Annotated in this window: 15 protein-coding genes; 12 read left to right on the top strand and 3 right to left on the bottom strand. The window is 63.2% G+C overall.

The genetic code is table 11. The features are described from left to right. The first annotated feature begins 79 nt into the window (after nt 1–79). A complete protein-coding gene (locus LOY69_RS23820; RefSeq protein WP_110594926.1) occupies nt 80–2,119 on the top strand; it encodes a TonB-dependent receptor in 2,040 nt (679 codons plus the stop codon). Between the two features lie 66 nt (nt 2,120–2,185). Here the strand turns inward: LOY69_RS23820 and LOY69_RS23825 are convergent, their stop codons facing one another. Continuing rightward, on the bottom strand, nt 2,186–3,574 hold the full coding sequence (locus tag LOY69_RS23825) for a PLP-dependent aminotransferase family protein (protein ID WP_110594927.1): 1,389 nt from the start codon (nt 3,572–3,574) through the stop codon (nt 2,186–2,188). Nucleotides 3,575–3,883: 309 nt separating this feature from the next. On the opposite strand from LOY69_RS23825, the gene LOY69_RS23830 reads away from it, so the two are divergent. From LOY69_RS23830 to LOY69_RS23855, 6 genes are all read left to right on the top strand, one after another. Further along, a complete protein-coding gene (locus LOY69_RS23830) occupies nt 3,884–5,086 on the top strand; it encodes a benzoate/H(+) symporter BenE family transporter (RefSeq protein ID WP_265073674.1) in 1,203 nt (400 codons plus the stop codon). A gap of 227 nt (nt 5,087–5,313) precedes the next feature. Continuing rightward, on the top strand, nt 5,314–6,687 hold the full coding sequence (locus LOY69_RS23835) for a carbohydrate porin (protein WP_265073675.1): 1,374 nt from the start codon (nt 5,314–5,316) through the stop codon (nt 6,685–6,687). Nucleotides 6,688–6,804: 117 nt separating this feature from the next. Next, nucleotides 6,805–9,225 (top strand): glucose/quinate/shikimate family membrane-bound PQQ-dependent dehydrogenase, encoded by a 2,421-nt coding sequence (locus tag LOY69_RS23840; protein WP_265073676.1) that lies wholly within the window; start codon nt 6,805–6,807, stop codon nt 9,223–9,225. Between the two features lie 1,227 nt (nt 9,226–10,452). Beyond that, nucleotides 10,453–10,773: a hypothetical protein gene (locus tag LOY69_RS23845; protein ID WP_102880781.1), complete on the top strand. Its 321-nt coding sequence runs from the start codon at nt 10,453–10,455 to the stop codon at nt 10,771–10,773. 229 nt (nt 10,774–11,002) lie between these two features. After that, a complete protein-coding gene (locus LOY69_RS23850; protein WP_110597117.1) occupies nt 11,003–11,296 on the top strand; it encodes a hypothetical protein in 294 nt (97 codons plus the stop codon). A gap of 104 nt (nt 11,297–11,400) precedes the next feature. Further along, nucleotides 11,401–12,048 (top strand): carboxypeptidase-like regulatory domain-containing protein, encoded by a 648-nt coding sequence (locus LOY69_RS23855; RefSeq protein WP_123394042.1) that lies wholly within the window; start codon nt 11,401–11,403, stop codon nt 12,046–12,048. Here the strand turns inward: LOY69_RS23855 and LOY69_RS23860 are convergent. Beyond that, nucleotides 12,026–13,684 (bottom strand): hybrid sensor histidine kinase/response regulator, encoded by a 1,659-nt coding sequence (locus tag LOY69_RS23860; protein ID WP_110597119.1) that lies wholly within the window; start codon nt 13,682–13,684, stop codon nt 12,026–12,028. The two genes, LOY69_RS23855 and LOY69_RS23860, sit on opposite strands and share 23 nt — an antisense overlap. Nucleotides 13,685–13,830: 146 nt before the next feature. Between LOY69_RS23860 and LOY69_RS23865 the strand changes: the two genes are divergently transcribed. After that, nucleotides 13,831–14,448, top strand: coding sequence for a LuxR C-terminal-related transcriptional regulator (locus LOY69_RS23865; protein ID WP_265073677.1), 618 nt, complete (start codon nt 13,831–13,833; stop codon nt 14,446–14,448). Between the two features lie 204 nt (nt 14,449–14,652). After that, the gene (locus tag LOY69_RS23870; protein WP_102880785.1) at nt 14,653–15,084 is read left to right on the top strand and encodes a hypothetical protein; all 432 of its coding nucleotides are present in this window, start codon (nt 14,653–14,655) and stop codon (nt 15,082–15,084) included. A gap of 46 nt (nt 15,085–15,130) precedes the next feature. Here the strand turns inward: LOY69_RS23870 and LOY69_RS23875 are convergent, their stop codons facing one another. Then, nucleotides 15,131–17,473 carry a putative bifunctional diguanylate cyclase/phosphodiesterase gene (locus tag LOY69_RS23875; protein WP_110653603.1) on the bottom strand — a complete coding sequence of 781 codons (2,343 nt, stop codon included), beginning with the start codon at nt 17,471–17,473 and terminating at the stop codon, nt 15,131–15,133. A gap of 403 nt (nt 17,474–17,876) precedes the next feature. On the opposite strand from LOY69_RS23875, the gene lon reads away from it, so the two are divergent. From lon to LOY69_RS23890, 3 genes are all read left to right on the top strand, one after another. Then, entirely contained in the window at nt 17,877–20,297 is a 2,421-nt protein-coding gene (gene lon, locus LOY69_RS23880; RefSeq protein ID WP_102880787.1) for an endopeptidase La, read from the top strand. A gap of 160 nt (nt 20,298–20,457) precedes the next feature. Then, nucleotides 20,458–20,850: a protease inhibitor I42 family protein gene (locus LOY69_RS23885; protein ID WP_102860427.1), complete on the top strand. Its 393-nt coding sequence runs from the start codon at nt 20,458–20,460 to the stop codon at nt 20,848–20,850. 1 nt (nt 20,851) lies between these two features. Further along, nucleotides 20,852–21,487, top strand: a complete 636-nt coding sequence (locus LOY69_RS23890; protein ID WP_110597121.1) for a lysoplasmalogenase — start codon at nt 20,852–20,854, stop codon at nt 21,485–21,487. The last annotated feature ends 70 nt before the right edge of the window (nt 21,488–21,557 follow it).

Genomic DNA, 21,557 nt, shown 5'->3' on the forward strand with positions numbered 1-21,557 from the left:
CCCGCATCCTGGGCACCCCCGTGTCCTGCCTGTTTTCTGACTCAAAGCGCGCTGCGCAACGCTTGCCAAGGAATGACCGATGTCCCTTTCAGTCCCTCGCCCTTCCCGCTCTTTACTGTGGCGCCTGTCGCCGCTGTCCGCCGCCTTGCTGATTGCCTCCCAGGCCCAGGCCCTGGATTTGCCCCAGCAAGTCATCACCGCCAATCCTCTGGGCAGCACTGAGCTGGCCGCCCCCACCACCGTGCTGGAAGGCGATCAACTGACCCTGCAACAGAAAGGCAGCCTCGGTGAAACCCTGAACAAGCAGCCGGGTGTGTCTTCGTCCTACTTCGGTCCCGGTGCCAGCCGCCCGGTGATTCGTGGCCTGGACGGTGACCGCATCCGCATCCTGCAAAATGGCGTCGGCGCCCTGGATGCCTCGTCGCTGTCCTACGACCACGCCGTGCCTCTGGACCCGGTCAACGTTGAACGCATCGAAATCGTTCGTGGCCCGGCGGCCTTGCTGTACGGCGGTAACGCCATTGGCGGAGTCATCAACAGCTTCGACAACCGCATTCCCACCGAAGCCATCGAGGGCATTCACGGGGCCGGTGAACTGCGCTACGGCGGCGCCGACACCACCCGCAGCAGCGCCGGCAAACTGGAAGCCGGCGACGGCACCTTCGCCCTGCACCTGGACGCCAACTCCCGGCAGTTCAATGACCTGAAGATTCCCGGCTACGCCCGCAGCCGCCACGCGCCAGCGAGCGAAGATGGCGACGGCAAGAAAGGCCGCCTGGGCAACAGCGACGGACGCCAGGACGGCGGCGCCATCGGCGGTTCCTACACCTGGGACGACGGTTATGCCGGCCTGTCCTACAGCAACTACGACGCCAACTACGGCTCCCCCGCCGAAGACGACGTGCGTATCCGCATGAAGCAGGATCATTACGCCTTTGCCTCGGAGCTGCGCAACCTGCAGGGCCCGTTCAGCTCGCTCAAGTTCAACGCCGGCTACACCGACTATGAACACCGGGAGATCGAAGGCGGTGAAACCGGCACCACCTTCAAGAACAAGGGCTACGAGGCGCGGGTCGAGGCCCGGCACCTGCCCATCGGCCCGCTGGAAGGCGTGATCGGTGCCCAGGTCAATCGCAACGAGTTTTCCGCCCTGGGTGAAGAAGCCTTCGTGCCGAAGACCGATACCAACAGCGGCGCCCTGTTCATTCTTGAAGAACTGCAAGCCACCGAGCGCCTGAAACTCAGCCTCGGCGGACGCCTGGAACACACCACCGTGGACCCGGACGGCAAAGGCAACGAGCGTTTTGCCCAGGCCGACAAGTCCAGCAGCTTCACTGCCGGCAGCCTGTCCTCCGGCGCGGTTTATACCCTGACGCCGGTCTGGTCCCTGGCCGCGACCCTGGGCTACACCGAACGCGCCCCGACCTTCTATGAGCTGTATGCCAACGGCGCCCACGTCGCCACCGGCACCTATGAGCTGGGCAACGCCAAGCTGTCCAAGGAAAAGGCCGTGTCCAGCGACCTGGCCCTGCGCTTTGACAACGGCACCCACAAAGGCAGCGTCGGGGTGTTCTACAGCCACTTCTCCAACTACATCGGCCTGCTGGGCACGGGCCGGACCCTCAACGATGAAGGCGAAGAAGAGGCAGGCGGAATTCCGGAATACGCCTACAGCGGAGTACGAGCACGCTTCACCGGGATCGAAGCCCAGGATCGCTGGAGCCTGGGAGAAAGCGCCTACGGCAAGTTCGCCCTGGATCTGTCCGGCGACTACACCCGGGCCAAGAACCTCGACAATGGCCAGTACCTGCCGCGCATTGCCCCGCTGCGCCTGAACAGCGGCCTGCTCTGGGAACTGGATCGCTGGCAGGCGCGCCTGGATGTGCAGCATGCCGCCGGCCAGGGCCGAGTGCCGGACCACGAAAGCAGCACCGATGGCTACACCACCTTTGGCGCCAGTGCCGGTTATCGCTTCGATATTGGCCGTAGCCAGTGGCTGGCCTTCGTCAAGGGCGAGAACCTGACCAACCAGACCGTGCGCTACGCCAGCTCGATTCTGCGGGATATCGCCCCGGCCGCCGGGCGCAGTGTGGAAGTGGGGTTGCGTACTACCTTTTAAACCGTTCGCCGGCAAGCCGGCTCCTACAGATCTGTGTAGGAGCCGGCTTGCCGGCGAAAGCGGTTCTCAGCAATAACGTCGCGGGTCCGCCTCGATCAAGCTGGCCAACTGAGTCAGGGCAAAACGCAACTCGTCCTGGGTCGTCGGCGACATCAGCACCACCCGCACGCAACGAGAACTGGCGCCACGCTCCACCTGGAACTGGCTGCCGCTCATCACCAGCACGCCATTGGCTCGGGCCAGGGTGGCGAACTCATCGCCAGTCCAGGGCTCCGGCAAGGTCAGCCACAGGTGATAGCTGTGGGGCTGAGTCTCGATCTCCAAGCCGGCAAACACTTCCCGGGCAATCGCCTGACGCGCCGCCGCTTCGTTGCGCTGGGTCTGCACCAGCTTGCGGTCCAATCCCTCGACAATCACGTTGCTGGCCAATTGCGCGGTCAGGGGCGAGGGCATCCACACACTGCTGCGGACCATCGAGCTCAGGCGCGACAGCAACTTCGGCGGGCTGTAGAGATAGCCCACGCGCAACGCCGGCATGATCGCCTTGGACAGGCTGGTGAGGTACACCGAACGCTGCGGCGCATAGCTGGAAAGCGGTTTGATCGACGGATCGGTGGCGAGAAAGCCGTAGATATCATCGTCGATGATCAAAAAGTCGAACTCTTCGGCAATCGCCGCAATCTGCGCCCGACGCTGGGGTGACATGATCGCCGTGGTGGGGTTCTGGCAGCTGGCGACGCACACCAGCAGCGCCGGTTTTTCCCGCAGGCACTGCTCGCGCAAGGCCTCGGGAATCATCCCCTGCTCGTCCATCGCCACGCCCCGCAGGCGCCGCTCCAGGCCGTGGGCCACGGAGATGATGCCCGGGTAGGTCAAGGATTCGCAGAGCAGCAGATCGCCGGCATTGCTCAAGGCGCTGATGGCCACCATCAACCCGTGCTGGGCACCGGCAGTCATCACCACCTGCTGCCAATGGGCTTCGGGCAGGGAATGGCGCAGCCACTGGGCACCGGCTTCACGATGGGCCGGATGACCACCGTCGGGGGCGTAGTCCAGCGCACGACCGAAATCGCTGCTGCGGGCCATGCCCACCAACGCGCCGCGCAACCAGTACTCCAGGGTTTCGCTGTAAGGCTTGATGATCGACAGATCCAGGGCTTCGGACTGCCCCAGGGACAGCGACGGTGCGCTGGAACCTTCCGGCAACACCAGCGGCGGCTGAGCCAGCACATAAGTGCCGCGCCCGACTTCGCCCTGCACCAGCCCGCGCCGCTGGGCTTCGCTGTAGGCGCGGCTGATGGTGCCGGGGGTGACATTGAGGGTCACCGCCAGCTCGCGCAAGGTCGGCAAGCGGTCACCGTCGTTCAACAGGCCGCTGCTGATATCCCGCGCCAAGGCGTCGGCAATGGACAGGTAGACCGGCTGATTAAACTCGCTTAACTGGGGAACCCACATGGAGACTGATCACCATCGGCTGCATTGAAGTGGGCCGGAGCATATCACAGGCCAGCATGGCCCCTTAACATCGACTCAATCGACCTATTGATTCGATCATCAGGCAAATGAAATAACCGCAAGCGACTCGAACACTTTATTCATGATCAAGATAAGTACTTATAAATTAATAAGTTACACACAAACCCAAAAGACCTCTGGCAAATCTTTCTTGAGAAACAATTGAATCGATCCAATTCATTGAAATACACTCAGCCAGCACCAACCCAATCGACTCAATTTTCTCTCACCCACGCCAGTCGAGATGCCATGCACAGTCTCAGCAAGGACCTGTCCCTCTCCGCCGTGATCGCCGGCCTGATCGCCGTGATCATTTCCTACGCCGGCCCCTTGATCATCGTGTTCCAGGCCGCCCGCGAAGCCCACTTGCCCAGTGACCAGATGTCGTCCTGGATCTGGGCCATCTCCATCGGCAGCGGCCTCACCGGCCTGCTGCTGAGCTGGCGCCTGAAGGTGCCGGTGATCACCGCCTGGTCAACGCCCGGCGCAGCGCTGCTGGTGTCGATGCTGCCCACGGTGTCGCTGCCCCAGGCCATCGGTGCCTATATAGTCGCCTCGCTGATCATTGCCGTGGTCGGGCTGTCCGGGGCCTTCGACAAGCTCATGAGCCGCCTGCCCAAGGCCATTGCCGCGGCCATGCTGGCGGGGATCCTGTTCCGCTTCGGCGCCGAGCTGTTCACTTCGGTCACCCTGCAACCGGCCCTGGTGCTGGCGATGATCGCGGCCTATCTGTTGGGCAAACGTTTCTCGCCACGCTACGCGATCCTGGCAGTGCTGCTGGTGGGCTGCGCCGTGGCCGCCGGCCTCGGCAATTTCAACGGCGGCTCCATCACCCTGGCACTGGCCAAACCGATCTTCACCGCACCCGAGTGGAGCTGGCACGCCATCGTCAACATCGGCCTGCCCCTGGCCCTGGTGACCCTCACCGGACAGTACGTGCCGGGCATGGCGGTGATGCGCAGCGCCGGCTACACCACCCCGGCGCGCTCGATCGTGTCCTGGACCGCTATCACTTCGGCGCTGCTGGCCCCCTTCGGTTCCCATGGCATCAACCTCGCGGCCATCACCGCCGCCATCTGCACCGGTCGCGAAGCCCACGAAGACAAGGACAAACGCTACATCGCCGGGATCGCCTGCGGCCTGTTCTACATCCTCATGGGGATTTTCGGCGCGACCCTGGCCTCGGTGTTCGCCGCCCTGCCCAAGGAGCTGATCGCGGCCCTGGCCGGCCTGGCCCTGTTCGGCGCCATCAGCGCCGGGCTCAGCGGCGCCATGGCCGATGAGAAACAGCGTGAAGCCGCGCTGATCACCTTCCTGGTCACAGCCTCAGGCATGAGTTTTCTCGGCCTGGCCGCCGCGTTCTGGGGGTTGATCTTCGGCCTGGTGGCGCACTTCGCCCTGAGCTACACCCGGCAGAAACAATCCCTCGCCGGGGCCACCGCCCCGCGCTGAACCTGCCCGGGCCCGGTGACTGTTACCGAATCCGAAACGGTTCATGTCAATAAAAGCGCTTTCTCTTGATGAGACGGCGCTTTATCCTTAGCCCCCTAATAAAGCTGAACCGTTTCATCTTTCCCTTTGAAATCAGTGGCCTGCCGTCCTCGATCAACCCGTATCGATGCCACGTGCCGCGCCCTTGCTTCTGCCTATTCCTAGAAAAAGACCTGACTCGAATGCCTATGCCTACTTTTCAGCGCCTAAAAGACAGCGCTGTCCTAACTCCCGTTGCCCTGCCCAAGACCCTGAGCCTGCTCGGCGCCCTGGGGTTTGCCGCCTGCGCCCAGGCCGCCCCGGCCTTCGACAGCGACTCGCCCTGGATGCTCGGCGACTGGAACGGCACGCGCACGGAACTGGCGAACAAGGGCTACGACTTCAAGGTCGACTACGTCGGCGAAATGGGTTCGAACCTGCATGGTGGCTACGACCACGACCGCACCGCACGCTACAGCGACCAGTTCGCCTTCGGCAGCCACCTGGACCTGCAGAAGATCCTCGGCTGGGATGACGCCGAGTTCCAACTGACCGTGACCAAGCGCGACGGCGACAACATCAGCAACGACCGGATCAACGATCCACGGGTCGGCGGCTTCACCTCGGCCCAGGAAGTCTGGGGCCGTGGCCAGACCTGGCGCCTGACGCAGATGTGGTACCAGCAGAAATTCTTCGACCAGAAGCTCGACATCAAGGCCGGCCGCTTCGGCCAGGGCGAAGACTTCAACAGCTTCCCCTGCGACTTCCAGAACCTGGCGTTCTGCGGTTCCCAGGTGGGCAACTGGGCTGGCAGCGTCTGGTACAACTGGCCAGTCAGCCAGTGGGCGCTGCGGGTCAAATACCACCTGACTCCAGAGGTCTACGCACAGATCGGCGCCTATGAGCAGAACCCGTCGAACCTGGACCGCGACAACGGCTTCAAGCTCAGCGGCAGTGGCACCCAGGGCACCCTGTTGCCGGTGGAGTTGGTATGGACACCGAAACTCAACGGCCTGGCCGGTGAGTACCGCGCCGGCTACTACTACAGCAGCGCCAAGGCCAGCGACGTCTACAAGGACAGCAACGGCCAGAGCGCGGCCCTGAGCGGCGAAGCCTACCGCAGCAGCTCGAGCAAGCACGGCCTGTGGTTCGGCGCGCAACAGCAAGTCACCAGCCTGGCCAGCGACCACTCCCGCGGCCTGAGCCTGTTCGCCAACGTCACCGCCCATGACAAGAAGACCAACGCCATCGACAACTACGTCCAGGCCGGTTTGGTCTACAAGGGCCTGTTCGATGCCCGGGCCAAGGACGACATCGGCTTTGCCCTGGCCCGGGTCCACGTCAACCCGGCGTACCGCAAGAACGCCCAGGCCCGCAACCAGGCCCGCGCGATCTACGCCTACGACAACCCCGGCTACCTGCCGCCCCAGGACACTGAATACAGCGCCGAGCTGTACTACGGCGTGCACCTGGCCAACTGGCTGACCGTGCGCCCCAACCTGCAATACATCCGTCATCCCGGTGGCGTCAGCCAGGTGGACGACGCGCTGATCGGCGGGATCAAGATCCAGAGTTCGTTCTAAAGCCGCGAGGCAAAAAACGACGCCATTCACAGTTTTCAGCTGAACCAAGCCCGCGCCTGATCGTCATCTACAGTGAACAAGCGCGGGAACACTCTTAACGTCACGGAGAACCACACTATGAGCACTGAGGGTGCTTCAAGTCCGAGCCGCCGGCTGCCAAGCCTGCTCGGAGTCTTGCTGCTGCTAATGGGCCTGGCCTTGCTGGCCGGGGGGATCAAGCTGAGCATGCTCGGCGGCTCGCTGTACTACGTCCTGGCCGGTATCGGCCTGACGCTGACCGGCCTTCTGCTGCTGGCCGGCAAACGCGCCGCGCTGGGCCTTTATGCTTTGGTACTGTTCGCCAGTACCCTCTGGTCGCTGTGGGAAATCGGCCTGGACTGGTGGCAACTGGTGCCACGCCTGTCCCTGTGGTTCGCCCTGGGCGTGGTCCTGCTGCTGCCCTGGTTCCGTCGTCCGCTGCTGCGCGATGGCCCGGCTCCGATCGGTACTGCGGCCTTGAGCGTGGCCGTGGTTCTGGCCGGTGGCGCCGCCATTGGCAGCCAGTTCACCAACCCTGGGGAAATCTCCGGCGACCTGGGCCGCGACAGCACCGACATGGCCAGCACTGCGCCGGCCATGCCTGATGGTGACTGGCAGGCCTACGGTCGCACCGAATTCGGCGACCGCTACTCGCCGCTGAAACAGATCACCCCGGCCAACATCGGCAAACTGCAGGAAGCCTGGCGCATCCGCACTGGCGACATGCCGACCGCCAAGGACCCGGTGGAGATCACCAACCAGAACACCCCGCTGAAGGTCAACGGCAAGCTCTATGCCTGCACCGCCCACAGCCAGGTCCTGGCTCTGGACCCGGATACCGGCAAGGAAATCTGGCGCTTCGACCCGCAGATCCAGGGCCCCAACGGCGACGACTTCCGTGGCTGGGCGCACATGACCTGCCGTGGCGTGTCGTACTACGACGAAGCCAACTTCAAGAACACTGACGCCATCAGCCAACCGGCCACCCTGTCCCCAGCGGGCCAGGCCATCGCTGCCAGCTGCCCGCGTCGCCTGTTCCTGCCCACCGCCGATGCACGCCTGATCGCCATCAACGCCGACACCGGCAAAGTCTGTGAAGACTTCGGCAACAAGGGCGCCGTGGACCTCAAGGCCGGTATCGGCCCGTTCACTCCGGGTGGCTACTACTCCACCTCGCCAGCGGCCATCACCCGCAACCTGGTGATCATTGGCGGTCACGTCACCGACAACGAATCGACCAATGAACCGTCCGGCGTGATCCGCGCCTTCGACGCGCACGACGGTCACCTGGTGTGGAACTGGGATTCGGGCAACCCCGACGAAACCGCTCCCCTGCCAGAAGGCCAGACCTACACCCGCAACTCGCCGAACATGTGGTCCCTGGCCAGCGTCGACGAGAAACTGGGCATGGTCTACCTGCCACTGGGCAACCAGATGCCTGACCAATGGGGCGGCAACCGCACCGCAGGCGCCGAGAAATTCAGCGCCGGCACCGTGGCCCTGGACATCGACACCGGCAAGCTGCGCTGGAACTACCAGTTCACCCACCACGACCTGTGGGACATGGACGTGGGCAGCCAGCCGACCCTGCTCGACATGAAGACCGCGGACGGCGTCAAGCCGGCGCTGATCCAGCCGACCAAGCAAGGCAGCCTGTACGTACTGGACCGTCGCGACGGCACCCCGATCGTGCCGATCCGTGAAGTACCGGCCCCGACCGGCGCAGTCGAAGGCGACCACACCGCCCCGACCCAGGCCCGTTCGGACCTGAACCTGCTGCCGCCGCCACTGGACGAAAAAGCCATGTGGGGCGCCACGCCGTTCGACCAGATGCTGTGCCGCATCCAGTTCAAGGAACTGCGCTATGAAGGTCAGTACACCCCGCCGTCGGTGCAGGGCAGCCTGATCTACCCGGGTAACGTCGGCGTATTCAACTGGGGCAGCGTCTCGCTGGACCCGGTGCGCCAGTTGCTGTTCACCAGCCCGAACTACATGGCCTTCGTTTCCAAGCTGGTGCCGCGCGCCGAAGTCGCCGCCGACAGCAAGCGCGAAAGCGAAACCTCGGGCGTGCAACCCAACACGGGCGCGCCTTACGCGGTGATCATGCATCCGTTCATGTCGCCTCTGGGCGTGCCCTGCCAGGCACCGGCCTGGGGCTACGTGGCCGGTATCGACCTGACCACCAACAAAGTGGTGTGGAAGCACAAAAACGGCACCAGCCGCGACAGCTCGCCGATCCCGATCGGCCTGCCAATCGGCGTACCGAGCATGGGCGGCTCCATGGTTACTGGCGGTGGCGTGGGCTTCCTCAGCGGCACCCTGGACCAGTACATCCGCGCCTATGACGTGAAAAACGGCAAGGAACTGTGGAAATCCCGCCTGCCAGCGGGCGGCCAGGCCACGCCGATGAGCTACACCGGCAAGGACGGCCAGCAGTACGTCCTGGTGGTCGTGGGCGGCCACGGCTCCCTGGGCACCAAGATGGGCGACTACATCATTGCCTACAAACTGGCGGAATAAGCTTTACCGGCAGGCATGAAAAAGGCGGCTACCTTGGGGTAGCCGCCTTTTTTTGTGTTCTGGGTAGAGATGGACGGTGTACATATCCATTGCTGCGGGTGTGGCTACTGGCGGTTCCGCTCTTACAGCGGGTTTGGGGACATATCCGTTCTTGCGGGTGCGGCCGCTGGCGGTTCCGCTCTTACAGCGGCTCACTTTTGAAAAGCGCAAAAGTAAGCAAAACGCTTCTGCCCCTCCACTCGGTGCCTCGCCTAGGCTCGGCATGCCCTCACTCCGGCATTGATCCGTGGGCCGCCGCCACCGGCCATCCATGGCCGGGTGGCGGCTAACCCGGCATCCCTGCCGGGTTACCCACGGATCAATGCCTGCGTTCGGCCATCGTGGTTAACGGGGCTAACAGATCAAGATCAAAAGCCACAGCAAGAGCAAGACGGCGGCATGCCGGCCGGCCTTGTTTCATTTTTCCTTCACAGGGCGACGTTGCTCTTGGCATAGCCGAAGGTCCTGCGGACCTCTTCGCAGCTTCGCAGGCTCAGCAGCGGCTACAGAACGCACATACTCTGTAGCCGCTGCCGAAGGCTGCGAACGGCTCCGCAGGAGACGCTAAACCTGCCTACCCAATTTTCCTGACATACCGCGCCGCCTGGTTTCGCAGCCTTCGGCAGCGGCTACAGAGAGCTGGCCTGCGCACCTTGGCTTCGGCTTTTGATCTTGATCTTGATCTTGATCTTGATCTTGATCTTCCGACCCCTTCCCAGCCGGCCGAGCGTAGGCGTTGCGTAGGGGGCAGCTCGGCAAGGATGCCGAGCCAGCCGCCGTGACCGCAGCAACGGATATGTACACAAAAAGATCCCGGTTTTACGACTAGCTTCCCCACCGCTCAAGACCAAACCCTCCCCCCCTTCCCCTCAAACCGCGATCACCGAAAATTCCTACAACTCGCGTCCAATTGCATCACCTTGTCCCTCCAAGGCGATGCCCTTAAGGTCTGGGGGTCATTGCAAATTCAGTGACAGGGGTGTGGAAGCCCCTATATCGTTAGGCGCGCAAAGCACCAGCAACCGTCAGGCATGTTTGTAGCCTGCACTTTATGGTGGCTGTGCGCGGGGCACTCTTGAGTGCGCCGGGTGCCTAACGTCCCGGTCTTCCACACCTGCGTACAGCCGCCACCTAATTACGTGGAAGTGATTTTTGGCGACTCCGACTCATACGTTAGGAAGCAGACCAATGAAGAAAATCACACCCGATCCACCCATCGATACAGTGGATAAAAACGTGGAGCACTACATGCCCCTCACCAGCAACGACTACAACATCCCCGCCCTGCTGGTGGACACCCAGGCCCCGCTGGACGCCCTCCACGAAGCCGCCGCCCACCGCATCCGCGCGGCCACCCAGCTGCTGGAAAACATCGCCAGCCACGACAACCTGCAGAGCAACCCGGCCCTGCTCCAGGACTTCGCCCAGCTGTGCGTCATCCCCCTGCGCGACGGCTGCGACCTGCTCGATGTACTGGGCCGGCGCCTGCAGGAACAACTGCTCACCTGACCCCTGATCCGGGCCCGGCGCGCCCCGCCGGGCCAATCAAGCCGCCCCGATAACCGCCCCCTGCGCCCCGTAATTGCAAAGCGACATTAGCCCATTTGTGCTAATCGACCCTCCCCCAGGCCGGGGCTATAGTGCCGAGCAACCACCCGCTCTCCTCCAACACCGCCGTTATGCGGTGTCGGGAGCGGCTGCGCCGTTGAAAACACAACAACACCAAGGAAGATTCATCATGAAACTCCAGTCCAGCCTCCGCCCCTTCGCCCTGATCAGCGCCCTGGCCCTCACCCTGGGCGGTTGCGCCATTGCCAAACCGAGCAACGACGACCTCAAGAACCGCGCCCAGATCACCATTGGCAAACCCGTGTCCACTGTCTCGAACGTGCGTAGCGACGCGTCCCAGACCTACTTCACCGCCAACACCAGCAACGGCGGATACGAGTGTGTATTGCCCAGCGGCGGCATGGTCGCCTTCGCCACCATGGGCGGCGCAGTAGCGCTCCCCGCCCAGTGCACCAAGCAGTAAGCCGGCAGTCCCTGACTACCCAGGTTCGCGGCGACCACCGGCCACTGCGCCATGGCAGGGCTGTGTCGCGCGAACACTGCAACCTCTGCAAAGGTTCTGAACCCATGAACTCCCGCTTATTCATGGTGGCAGGCACAGTCCTGCTCGCCTGTGCCTTGAGTGCCTGCGCGCCGCGCCAGGGACGAACCCTGGACGAATACCCGCCGGTAAAAATCCCCACCGTGCAGTACCCCACCGTCCCCTTCGATACCCAGGCCGCGCGCGCCGCCCTGCAACCCGGCAACGCAACGCTCACCGGCAAGTTCTGCATCGTCGGCAACGACGGCATCGAGAACAGCGGCAATGTGGAGATCTATCTCTACCCGGTCACCCCGCACTTGCAGGCCTGGCATGACTTGCGCAGGTCCCAGCCCGAGGGCGCGCCGGTGAGCATGGCCCCCGAGGCCGTGGCCGTGCACCGGGTGACCCGGACCGACGGCAACGGCATCTTCCAGTTCACGGGGCTGCAACCGGGCCGCTACTTCGTCCAGGGCCAAGACATGGTGTACGGCACCAGCCGCTGGAATGAGTACGTGGGCACCGGCCAGAGCAACACCAACTACGGGCCGGTGACCACCCACTACTACACCGAGCGCAGTTCGATCTCTTCGTACTCAGGGATGCTGGATGACTTCGTCGAACTCGCCAGTGGCGAGAACAAGAAGCTGACCATGACCAACTATCCCCTGCTTATCCCGTGCCGGACCTGGTAGCAGCCTCTTGCGTCACGGCCCTGTGACTGGACGCCAGCGGCGTCTCGCGCAGGGCCCGTAAGGTGCCCCGCAGTTCCACCGGACGCACCGGCTTGGAGAGGATGGCGATGTTGCGGTCGTGCAGGGCGGCGTGGATTTTCTCGAGGTCGTGTCCGGTGATGATCAGCGCCGGCACTTCCCAGCCCCGCTGCTGGCGGATGCTGTCGATGCATTCGATACCCGAGGCACGGGTGCCCAGGTCGTAGTCGGCGACGATAATGTCGCAATCGGTCAGTAGATTCTCCCCGCTCGATTCGGCCTGGACCACGCAGCCCCAGCGCTCCAGCAACGCCGAGGTGGCCAGCAGGACGTTACGGTCATCTTCCACCAGACAGACTCGCAACCCGGTCAGCAAGCCGCTCTGCACCGCTTCGTCACGGCTGTGCAAACGCTGCGGCGCAGCCAATACCAAGCCATGCAGGCTGACGGTAGTACCGTGATCGACCCGCGAACGAATCGTCACCTGCAGGTCGGTCATCTGCCCCAGGCGCTTGACGATGGACAGGCCCAGGCCAACGCCTTCGACGTCCTTGTCGCGCACCTGGCGGACCCGGTAGAACTCATCGAAGATCTTTGGCAGATGCTCCTCGGCGATGCCCCGGCCCTGGTCATAAATGACAATGGCCAGGCCCTGGCCACGACGGCGCACACCGATCAGCACCGGCCGTTCTGCGGCGTACTTGAAGCAGTTGGACAGCACGTTCTGCACCATGGTCGCCAACAGCCCCGGATCAACCCGCACCCAGTAACTGCAGGGGCGCAAGCGCAGTTCGACCCGCGCCCAGCGCGCCGCTTCGGCGTTCTGGCGCACCAGATCCCGCAGTAACTCCCCCAGGTGCACGGTTTCGTACTTGGGCTGCACGCGTCCGTTGTCCAGGGTGTAAAGGTCGAGGATCGAACGGAACAACTGCGACACGTTGAGCAGCGAACGGTCGATGTTGTCCACCAGCCGCCGCTCTTCGCCCCCCAGGTTGGCCTCGCGCAGGCAAGCAGTGAACAGGCCGATGGAATGGATCGGCTGGCGCAGGTCGTGGCTGGCCTGGGCCAGGAACCGGGACTTTTCCAGGTTGGCGGCAATCGCCTCTTCCGAAGCCAGACGGGTGCGCTTGAGCAGGATGTGGGCGTACACCGGAATCACCGTGCTGGTGATCATCAGCATCAGCACCATGTAGGGCTGGGCCTGCCAATACGGGGTCAGCAGATAGACCATGAACAGCGCAAACAGCGCCAGCACGGTGGCAATGGCCAGGTAGCGCGAGCCAAAACGCATGCCATTGCCCAGGTTCACCCAGACCATCACCGCATAAATCGGTAGCGCCCCCTCGCCGCCTACCACCAAGCCGTAACAGGTGCCGGTGTAGTCGTAGACCATGCCCAGGATGCGCCGCGCCGGGTAATGCCCGGGCCAGCGGGCAATGGCCATGCGCAGCAGGATCGAACCCAACATGAACAGGGCAATGTAGATCATCACCGGCACATAAGGGTCGACCTGCTGCCCCGGGAGAAAGCCGATCACGGTAAACCAGACCAGGGCGCACCCGGCCACGATAATCCGCAGGGTGGCCTGGTCGAGTTCGCTGTCCTTCTCAACGTTCATGCAATCACCTCCTTGTGCAATCTGTGTTGCCGTGGTCTTTTGCCGCTCGGCAATACCGCGTATCGAACACGACCAGCGGCCAGTTACAACGCCGCGCGTCAAGTTAGCATGCGCGCAGGACTGGATGTTTCAAGGAGTTTCACGACATGACATGCCGGATTATCGTCGCCGACGACCACCCGCTATTCCGCGAGGGCATGCTGCGCACCCTCCAGCGCCTGCTGCCCGACGCCCTGCTCGAAGAGGCTGGCGACCTGGCGGCGGTACTGGCCCTGGCCCTGACCGGCGAGGAGCCGGACTCGCTGATTCTGGACCTGCGTTTCCCCGGATTGACCTCGGTCAGCCTGATTGCCGACCTGCGCCGACAGCTGCCCCGAACCTCGATCATCGTGGTATCGATGGTGGACAACCAGGACCTGATCGGCGAAGTCATGGCCGCCGGTGCCGACGGTTTTATCGGCAAGAGCATCAGCCCGGAGGAGATCGGCCAGGCAATCCAGGCCATTCGCCAGGGCGAAGTGGTGGTCAAGTACGCACCTTCCGGCTTGCTGCTGCCCCTGGATGCCGGCGCCGAGATCAGCCAGCTAACCACCCGCCAGCAAGAAGTGCTGCGCCTGATCGCCCAGGGCAAGACCAACAAGGAAATCGCCCGGGAGCTGGATATCTCGCCGTTCACCGTACGCATCCATGTCTCGTCCCTGCTGCACACCCTGAAAGTGCCCTCACGGGCAGCGGCTGCGGTGAAGTTCGCCGGGGCCTGGTAACCCGGGACAGGCTCGCGCCCCCATGCCAGAGAGTCGTCTCCGGCGCTGCACCGGCTGTTTGCCCCGGTTGCACCTTTAACGCTGGGAAGCTTGGCGCAAATGAGGCAGCATCGGTCCTGGCACGCCTGTATAAACGCCATGGCATTGGGCGGCACGCCAGGAACAGCGTGCTGGCGCGGCCGCCCCACGCAGGAGAAAAACATCATGAATACGGATGAACGTGATGAACTATTTGATCGGTTGCACCACTGGTTCGGTGACTCGGAAGCCACCAACTGGAACGAATACACCACCGAACAGGTGGCCAAGGGCGTGCTTCACGCCTTTACCCCGGCGCAATGGCAACGGCTCGGCGAGACACTGCTGTCTCGGCCCGAGTACTGGCAGCACCGCTGCGCCGTCTCCCTGGGCGAGTTGCGAACGGCACCGGCCATCGCCTTGTTGAAACGCCTGCTGGCAGACTCGCCTTACCTGGATGTACGGGTCATGGCGGTCTATGAGCTGGACTGGGCGCAAGCTGCCATCGAGCAGCGCTATGCGCCCTGTATCCTGGAAATCATGGACAACCTCAGTGAAGAAGGCATCGAGCCGGAGCTGCACAGCCTGCTGACCAAGGCCGAGTCGGCCACCCTCTGAAAGCCCCAACCCTGGATGCCGGCTCCCCGCCGGCCATCCAGCCCCTTCAGCTGGACACCCGAGACTTCAACATCCAATGCTCGAAGGCCTCGGCGGGCAACGGCCGGCTGATCAGGTAACCCTGGACCGTGTCGCAGCCCCAGCTTTCCAGCAGTTTCAGGCAATGCTCGAACTCCACCCCTTCGGCCACCACCTTGAGCCCCAGCTTGTGACTCATTTCGATGGTTGAGCGCACGATCACCGCATCACCGCTGGTTTCGTCCAGGTTGCGGATAAAGGACTGGTCGATCTTCAACTCCTGCACCGGTAGACGCTGCAACTGGGCCAGGGATGAATAGCCGGTGCCAAAATCATCCACCGACAGACTGATGCCGCAGCCACGCAAGCGCTGCAGCACCGCCAGTGACTGTTCCGGATGGCGCATGATGGCGCTCTCGGTGATCTCGAACACCAGTTGCTCAGCGGCCACCTGATAGCGCTCCAGGCACTGGCTGACCCGGACTTCCAGGCCGTCGTCCTCCAGGTCGCTGGCGGAGATGTTCAGCGACAGGCGCACGGGCAAAGCCCGGCGGTTCCACTCCGCCAACTGCCGAATGCAAGCCTCGATGACCCAGGAGGTCAGGCTGTGCATGCTGCCGGTGCGCTCGGCCAGGGGAATGAACTCCGCCGGCGACACCACGCCAAATACCGGATGCCGCCAGCGCAGCAGGGCTTCGGCCTGGTGCAGGTAATCCCGGCGCAGATCCAGCTTGGGCTGATACAGCAGGAACAGCTCGCCATCGGCGGCGGCGCGACGCAGGTCACGGATCAGGCTGATCTGGCGCTGATGAGCCAGGTCGCGGTCTTGCTGGTAGACCTGCAGGTAACCGGGGTTGAGCGCTGCATCGTGGCGGGCGATCGCGGCACGGCTGATCAGCTCTTCGGCGGACTTGCCGTCGGCGGGATACACCGCCATGCCCATGCAGATCTGGCGCCGTACCTCATCCCCCTGAATCAGCTGGGGTCGGCTCAACAGGTCATGGAGGCGGTCGGCCATGGCAATGGCGCCATCGAGCTCGGTGTTTTCCAGCAGCAGGAGGAACTCGCTGGCGGTGATCCGCGCCGCGGTATCGCCCTGGGACAGCACATCACGCAGCCGCCGGCTCAGTTCCCCCATCATCTGCTCCAGCCCTTCATTGCCAAAGCCTTCGTTGATCGCCCGATAGTTGTCGATCCCCAGGTACAGCAACACCACGTTGCGCCGGGCAGCGATGGCCTGGCTCAGGCGCTCGATGGCCAAGGCCCGATTGGGCAGCCCGGTCAGGGGATCATGCAGGGCGTTGTGGGCCAGTTGCCGCTCACGGGTGGCAATGGCGCTCTGCATGGCGTTGAAGGCATCCGCCAGCACACCGAACTCGTCGCTGCGCTTGATGGCCACCGTGGCCTGATAGTTGCCGGCACCGATACGTCGGGCAGCCTGGGCCAGGTCTTCCAGGGGCCGCGAAACCCGCCGAGCCATCAACAGGGCGAAGACCAGGGAAATCACCAGCGCCACCATGGCGATCCACAGGAACTCCCGGTCCAGTGGCGCAAAGGCTTGCAGTGCCTGTTCCAGGGGGCTCTGCAACAAGACCATGACCCGTGGATCGTGGGCATCCCCGGTATTGGCCAGTTGCAGTGCCTGGTTGAGAAAGCGTTGGCCGTGGGTTTCGCTCATCTGCGGCAGGGACTGCCACAACGAGTCACGCAGGACATTGATGATCGGCGACCAGAAGAACTCCGGCTGGGTGCTGAACAACTCTCCGGGGTGCTCGCCGTCAACGGTCAGGAATGAGACTTCCAGGTTGCTCATGGAACGCAGTTCCCGGGCGAACAACTCATCCATGGGAAAGCCCATCACCACCCGGGCAACGGGCAGCGAATCCAGCACTTCACCTTGCACCAACAGATAGGGGCGGCCTTTGATCGCAACGAACAGCATGTGGGTGTCGTGCCGCTGCGCTCGGCGCAACGCCCGGTCATAGGGAAACGGCTGCCCCCTGGCAATGTCCGCCAGCGTACTGGCGATTACCCGTCCCTCGGGACTGAGCACGAACATCTCGCTGGAACGAATACCCCCACGGTACTGCGCCAGGGACGCGAGGATGTCCACCGGCTTGCCGCTGACCACCGCGCGGTGAAACTCCGAATCCACCACCAGCCAGTCGATACCGTATTGCAGATTGCGACCCCGCAGGTCGAGCAGGCGCTCGAACACGCGAGTGCCGATCTTCAATTGCAATTGCGCCTGCTTCTCCACTGCGTGAGTAGTGGCGGTCTTCACCGCAAAGTACACCGCGCCAATCAGCACCAACAGCAACAGCGCCAGCACCCCGACAATCCTTGCCTGAAAGGTTCGGCGCCACTTCATAGGGCTGCTCTCATCCACTCCGATCGCCCGCCGGGCCGGAAAAGCACCTGCGCGGGTGACGGCCGCCGGGAGCTGAAAAATCCGTTCTTCATACCCATCCCTCTAAGAAGCTGAATGCGCGCGTCAAATAAATGCCGATTTTACTCCGGCATTCCGGACACTCAGATTAATCCTCAAACTGTAGAAGATCACGCAATAAAACAGGTGACATCCAAGTCATTTTATTGACATTTGATGTCCGTCAACGCCGTCCAATACGTCCACAGCGTCCACACCACACGTCTGGACAGAGCCTCAACGGACAGTTGAGGGCCGCTCGGAAAAAAGCTGAAACCAGTTTCCCATTGAAACCCGTCTCGACCTGCCCCATCTAACCTGCATAGCCCATCGCGCAGGAGCCTTCATGAGCGACCAGCAAGCATTTCCCGAAGATCCACGTGAGTACCTCGATCCGGAAAATACCGAACAGCCCAGTGCCCATGGCACCGGCCTGGCCCTGCCCGGGCAGAATCTGCCGGACAAGGTCTACATCATGCCGATTCACAATCGTCCCTTCTTCCCGGCGCAGGTGCTGCCGGTGATTGTCAACGAAGAACCCTGGGCCGAAACCCTGGAGCTGGTAAGCCAATCCGACCACCACTCCCTGGCCCTGTTTTTCATGGATACCCCCCAGGAAGATCCGCGCCACTTCGATACATCCGCGTTGCCGGAGTACGGCACCCTGGTCAAGGTCCACCACGCCAGCCGCGAGAACGGCAAGCTGCAATTCGTCGCCCAGGGCCTGACCCGGGTACGCATCCGCACCTGGCTCAAACACCACCGGCCGCCCTATCTGGTGGAAGTCGAATACCCGCACCAGCCCAGCGAACCCACCGATGAGGTCAAGGCCTACGGCATGGCGCTGATCAACGCGATCAAGGAGCTGCTGCCCCTCAATCCGCTGTACAGCGAAGAACTGAAGAACTACCTCAACCGCTTCAGCCCCAACGACCCTTCGCCCCTGACCGACTTCGCCGCCGCCCTCACTTCCGCCACCGGCAACGAGTTGCAGGAGGTGCTGGACTGCGTGCCGATGCTCAAGCGCATGGAGAAAGTCCTACCGATGCTGCGCAAGGAAGTCGAGGTCGCGCGCCTGCAGAAAGAGATCTCCGCCGAGGTCAACCGCAAGATCGGCGAGCACCAGCGCGAATTCTTCCTCAAGGAACAGCTCAAGGTGATCCAGCAGGAGCTGGGACTGACCAAGGATGACCGCAGCGCCGACCTGGAACAGTTCGAGCAGCGACTGAGCGGCAAGGTCCTGCCGGCCCAGGCGCAGAAGCGCATCACCGAGGAAATGAACAAGCTGTCGATCCTCGAAACCGGCTCGCCGGAATACGCCGTGACCCGCAACTACCTGGAATGGGCCACCGCTGTGCCCTGGGGCGTCTACGGCGAGGACAAGCTCGACCTCAAGCACGCGCGCAAAGTGCTCGACCAGCACCACGCCGGGCTCGATGACATCAAGACCCGCATCCTCGAATTCCTCGCGGTGGGCGCCTACAAGGGCGAGATCAGCGGCTCCATCGTACTGCTGGTAGGCCCGCCGGGCGTGGGCAAGACCAGTGTCGGCAAGTCCATTGCCGAATCCCTGGGGCGGCCGTTCTATCGCTTCAGTGTCGGCGGCATGCGCGACGAAGCCGAGATCAAGGGGCACCGCCGCACCTACATCGGCGCCCAGCCGGGCAAGCTGGTGCAGGCCCTCAAGGAAGTGGAGGTGATGAACCCGGTGATCATGCTCGACGAGATCGACAAGATGGGCCAGAGCTACCAGGGCGACCCGGCCTCAGCCCTGCTGGAGACCCTCGATCCGGAGCAGAACGTCGACTTCCTCGACCATTACCTGGACCTGCGCATGGACCTGTCCAAGGTGTTGTTCGTGTGCACCGCCAACACCCTGGACTCGATCCCCGGGCCGCTGCTCGACCGCATGGAAGTGATTCGCCTGTCGGGTTACATCACCGAGGAAAAACTCGCCATCGCCAAGCGCCACCTGTGGCCCAAGCAGTTGACGAAAGCCGGTGTAGCCAAGAGCAGCCTGAGCATCAGCGACAGTGCCCTGCGCGCCGTGATCGACAGTTACGCCCGGGAAGCCGGGGTGCGCCAACTGGAGAAACAACTGGGCAAACTGGTGCGCAAAGCGGTGGTCAAGCTGCTGGACGAGCCGGATGCAAACATCAAGATCGGGCCCAAGGACCTGGAGGCCTCCCTGGGCATGCCGGTGTTCCGCAACGAGCAGGTCCTGAGTGGCACCGGAGTCATCACCGGCCTGGCCTGGACCAGCATGGGCGGCGCGACCCTGCCCATCGAGGCGACGCGGATTCATACCCACAACCGTGGTTTCAAGCTCACCGGTCAGTTGGGGGATGTGATGAAAGAGTCGGCAGAGATCGCCTACAGCTACGTCAGTTCGCACCTCAAGCAGTTCGGCGGCGACAGCAAGTTCTTCGACGAAGCCTTCGTCCACCTGCACGTTCCTGAAGGTGCCACGCCCAAGGATGGCCCGAGTGCCGGGGTGACCATGGCCAGCGCCCTGCTGTCCCTGGCACGCAACCAGCCGCCGAAAAAAGGCGTGGCCATGACCGGCGAGCTGACCCTCACCGGCCACGTACTGCCCATTGGCGGGGTGCGGGAAAAAGTCATCGCGGCGCGGCGCCAGAAGATCTTTGAGCTGATCCTGCCGGAGCCCAACCGCGGGCATTTCGAGGAACTGCCGGACTACCTCAAGGAAGGCATCACCGTGCATTTCGCCAAGCGTTTTGCCGACGTGGCCAAGGTACTGTTCTAAATCCCTTCGCCGGCAAGCCGGCTCCTACAGGTTGTCCCTTGTAGGAGCCGGCTTGCCGGCGAACAGGCCATAAGCGCCAACCTCCGTCCCCCGGCCCACACCGCCCATCATCTTCAGTTATGCTCGCCGTTCGTCACGAATGATCGGAGCTTCCTGACCCATGTCCGCACCTCGCCTGCTTGCCCTGCTCAGCCTCGCCCTGCTGGCCGCCTGCGCCAGCCAGCCCAAGCAAAACGTCACCGTGGAAAACCAGAGCCAATGCCCCCTGCAATTGCACAACGGGCAAACCCTGACCCTGACTCTGCCCAGCAATCCCACCACGGGCTATCGCTGGGCAATCCAGGATTCGGCCGGCGGCATCCTGCGCAAGGTCAGCCCCGAGGTCTACAGCAATCCCGAGAACACCGGTCTGGTGGGCAGCGGTGGTCAATCCACCTGGCGTTTCCAGGCGTTCGCCAGCGGCCAGGGCCGACTGCTGCTGACCTATCAGCAACCCTGGGCACCGGAAGAAGCACCGGTAAAAGCCTTCGACTGCTCGATCACGGTCAACTGACATGGGCTGGCTGATTCTTGCGCTAATGGGCGCCGCCACCTTCATCTACGGGATCAGCGTGCACGCCACGTTGCTCTGCCTGTTGGTCAAGCCGTTGCCGGTACTGGCCCTGCTGGGCTGGTTGCACGATGCGCCGCCGGGGGACTATCGCCGCTGGATCGCCATTGGCCTGTTGTTCTCAGTGCTGGGTGACGTGCTGCTGGCCTGGCCTTCGGACCTGTTCGTGTTCGGCCTCGGGGCGTTTCTGGTGGCGCACCTGGCCTACCTCAAGGCCTATCTCTGCGACTGTCGGCGCCTGGCGCTGTTGCCGCTGGTGGTGGCACTGGCCATTGGCGCGGGGCTGTTGAGCATCCTGATTTCCCACGGCCTGGGCCCGCTGCTGATCCCGGTGATCGTCTACGCCCTGACCATCAGCGCCATGCTCTGGCGCGCCCTGGCACGCCTGGGCTCGACAGTGCCTGCGCGCTCGGCGGCCCTGGCCGCGGTGGGCGCCTTGAGCTTTGCCTTCTCCGACAGCCTGATTGGCATCAGCCGCTTCGTGGTGGCCTTCGATGCTGCGCCCTACTTGATCATCATTTTCTACTGGCTGGGCCAGTGGGGTATCGCCGCTTCGGCGTTCAGCCAGAAGCCGCGCTGACCTACCTTCGCCGACAGGCCGGTCCCTACAATCTGTAGGGGCCGGCTTGCCGGCGAACAGCATCACACCT

Source organism: Pseudomonas sp. B21-059, assembly GCF_026016285.1.
In the GTDB taxonomy this organism is placed as follows: Bacteria; Pseudomonadota; Gammaproteobacteria; order Pseudomonadales; family Pseudomonadaceae; genus Aquipseudomonas; species Aquipseudomonas danubii.

Coding starts and splice junctions, on each gene's coding strand:
- LOY69_RS23850 (WP_110597117.1), top strand. CDS start 11,003: ATGAAACTCCAGTCCAGCCTCCGCCCCTTCGCCCTGATCAGCGCCCTG.
- LOY69_RS23870 (WP_102880785.1), top strand. CDS start 14,653: ATGAATACGGATGAACGTGATGAACTATTTGATCGGTTGCACCACTGG.
- lon (WP_102880787.1), top strand. CDS start 17,877: ATGAGCGACCAGCAAGCATTTCCCGAAGATCCACGTGAGTACCTCGAT.
- LOY69_RS23885 (WP_102860427.1), top strand. CDS start 20,458: ATGTCCGCACCTCGCCTGCTTGCCCTGCTCAGCCTCGCCCTGCTGGCC.
- LOY69_RS23840 (WP_265073676.1), top strand. CDS start 6,805: ATGAGCACTGAGGGTGCTTCAAGTCCGAGCCGCCGGCTGCCAAGCCTG.
- LOY69_RS23825 (WP_110594927.1), bottom strand. CDS start 3,574: ATGTGGGTTCCCCAGTTAAGCGAGTTTAATCAGCCGGTCTACCTGTCC.
- LOY69_RS23845 (WP_102880781.1), top strand. CDS start 10,453: ATGAAGAAAATCACACCCGATCCACCCATCGATACAGTGGATAAAAAC.
- LOY69_RS23890 (WP_110597121.1), top strand. CDS start 20,852: ATGGGCTGGCTGATTCTTGCGCTAATGGGCGCCGCCACCTTCATCTAC.
- LOY69_RS23820 (WP_110594926.1), top strand. CDS start 80: ATGTCCCTTTCAGTCCCTCGCCCTTCCCGCTCTTTACTGTGGCGCCTG.
- LOY69_RS23855 (WP_123394042.1), top strand. CDS start 11,401: ATGAACTCCCGCTTATTCATGGTGGCAGGCACAGTCCTGCTCGCCTGT.
- LOY69_RS23835 (WP_265073675.1), top strand. CDS start 5,314: ATGCCTACTTTTCAGCGCCTAAAAGACAGCGCTGTCCTAACTCCCGTT.
- LOY69_RS23865 (WP_265073677.1), top strand. CDS start 13,831: ATGACATGCCGGATTATCGTCGCCGACGACCACCCGCTATTCCGCGAG.
- LOY69_RS23830 (WP_265073674.1), top strand. CDS start 3,884: ATGCACAGTCTCAGCAAGGACCTGTCCCTCTCCGCCGTGATCGCCGGC.
- LOY69_RS23860 (WP_110597119.1), bottom strand. CDS start 13,684: ATGAACGTTGAGAAGGACAGCGAACTCGACCAGGCCACCCTGCGGATT.
- LOY69_RS23875 (WP_110653603.1), bottom strand. CDS start 17,473: ATGAAGTGGCGCCGAACCTTTCAGGCAAGGATTGTCGGGGTGCTGGCG.